The following is a 2500-nucleotide window of genomic DNA, read 5'->3' on the forward strand; positions in this document are numbered from 1 at the left end:
TCGCTTTCGTATTCTCAGTTACTTTGGATAAGTCCTCGAGCTATTAGTATTAGTCCGCTACATGTGTCGCCACACTTCCACTTCTAACCTATCTACCTGATCATCTCTCAGGGCTCTTACTGATATAAAATCATGGGAAATCTCATCTTGAGGTGGGTTTCACACTTAGATGCTTTCAGCGTTTATCCCTTCCCTACATAGCTACCCAGCGATGCCTTTGGCAAGACAACTGGTACACCAGCGGTAAGTCCACTCTGGTCCTCTCGTACTAGGAGCAGATCCTCTCAAATTTCCTACGCCCGCGACGGATAGGGACCGAACTGTCTCACGACGTTCTGAACCCAGCTCGCGTGCCGCTTTAATGGGCGAACAGCCCAACCCTTGGGACCGACTACAGCCCCAGGATGCGACGAGCCGACATCGAGGTGCCAAACCTCCCCGTCGATGTGAACTCTTGGGGGAGATAAGCCTGTTATCCCCAGGGTAGCTTTTATCCGTTGAGCGATGGCCCTTCCATACGGAACCACCGGATCACTAAGCCCGACTTTCGTCCCTGCTCGAGTTGTAGCTCTCGCAGTCAAGCTCCCTTATACCTTTACACTCTGCGAATGATTTCCAACCATTCTGAGGGAACCTTTGGGCGCCTCCGTTACCTTTTAGGAGGCGACCGCCCCAGTCAAACTGCCCGTCAGACACTGTCTCCGATAGGGATCACCTATCTGGGTTAGAGTGGCCATAACACAAGGGTAGTATCCCAACAACGTCTCCTTCGAAACTGGCGTCCCGATCTCATAGACTCCTACCTATCCTGTACATGTGGTACAGACACTCAATATCAAACTGCAGTAAAGCTCCATGGGGTCTTTCCGTCCTGTCGCGGGTAACCTGCATCTTCACAGGTACTAAAATTTCACCGAGTCTCTCGTTGAGACAGTGCCCAAATCATTACGCCTTTCGTGCGGGTCGGAACTTACCCGACAAGGAATTTCGCTACCTTAGGACCGTTATAGTTACGGCCGCCGTTTACTGGGGCTTCAATTCATACCTTCGCTTACGCTAAACACTCCTCTTAACCTTCCAGCACCGGGCAGGCGTCACCCCCTATACATCATCTTACGATTTAGCAGAGAGCTGTGTTTTTGATAAACAGTTGCTTGGGCCTATTCACTGCGGCTGACTTAAAGTCAGCACCCCTTCTCCCGAAGTTACGGGGTCATTTTGCCGAGTTCCTTAACGAGAGTTCTCTCGCTCACCTGAGGCTACTCGCCTCGACTACCTGTGTCGGTTTGCGGTACGGGTAGAGTATGTTTAAACGCTAGAAGCTTTTCTTGGCAGTGTGACGTCACTAACTTCGCTACTAAACTTCGCTCCCCATCACAGCTCAATGTTATAGAACTAAGCATTTAACTCAATTCACACCTCACTGCTTAGACAGACACTTCCAATCGTCTGCTTTAGTTAGCCTACTGCGTCCCTCCATCACTACATACTCTAGTACAGGAATATCAACCTGTTGTCCATCGGATACACCTTTCGGTCTCTCCTTAGGTCCCGACTAACCCAGGGCGGACGAGCCTTCCCCTGGAAACCTTAGTCTTACGGTGGACAGGATTCTCACCTGTCTTTCGCTACTCATACCGGCATTCTCACTTCTATGCGTTCCAGCGCTCCTCACGGTACACCTTCTTCACACATAGAACGCTCTCCTACCATACCTATAAAGGTATCCACAGCTTCGGTAAATTGTTTTAGCCCCGGTACATTTTCGGCGCAGGGTCACTCGACTAGTGAGCTATTACGCACTCTTTGAATGAATAGCTGCTTCTAAGCTAACATCCTAGTTGTCTGTGCAACCCCACATCCTTTTCCACTTAACAATTATTTTGGGACCTTAGCTGGTGGTCTGGGCTGTTTCCCTTTCGACTACGGATCTTAGCACTCGCAGTCTGACTGCCGACCATAATTCATTGGCATTCGGAGTTTATCTGAGATTGGTAATCCGGGATGGACCCCTCACCCAAACAGTGCTCTACCTCCAAGAATCTCTAATGTCGACGCTAGCCCTAAAGCTATTTCGGAGAGAACCAGCTATCTCCAAGTTCGTTTGGAATTTCTCCGCTACCCACAAGTCATCCAAGCACTTTTCAACGTGCCCTGGTTCGGTCCTCCAGTGCGTCTTACCGCACCTTCAACCTGCTCATGGGTAGGTCACATGGTTTCGGGTCTACGTCATGATACTAAGGCGCCCTATTCAGACTCGGTTTCCCTACGGCTCCGTCTCTTCAACTTAACCTCGCATCATAACGTAACTCGCCGGTTCATTCTACAAAAGGCACGCTCTCACCCATTAACGGGCTCGAACTTGTTGTAGGCACACGGTTTCAGGTTCTATTTCACTCCCCTCCCGGGGTGCTTTTCACCTTTCCCTCACGGTACTGGTTCACTATCGGTCACTAGGGAGTATTTAGGGTTGGGAGATGGTCCTCCCAGATTCCGACGG

General features: G+C 50.2%; 1 rRNA gene (cut by a window edge). It reads right to left on the reverse strand.

The window, feature by feature from the left end:
* Positions 1-23: 23 nt before the first annotated feature.
* Positions 24-2500 (reverse strand): 23S ribosomal RNA (locus HT725_RS09940); it runs 425 nt beyond the window's last position.

Origin of the sequence: Streptococcus sp. 2579, from assembly GCF_013277195.1 — a bacterium.
Taxonomy (GTDB): Bacteria; Bacillota; Bacilli; order Lactobacillales; family Streptococcaceae; genus Streptococcus.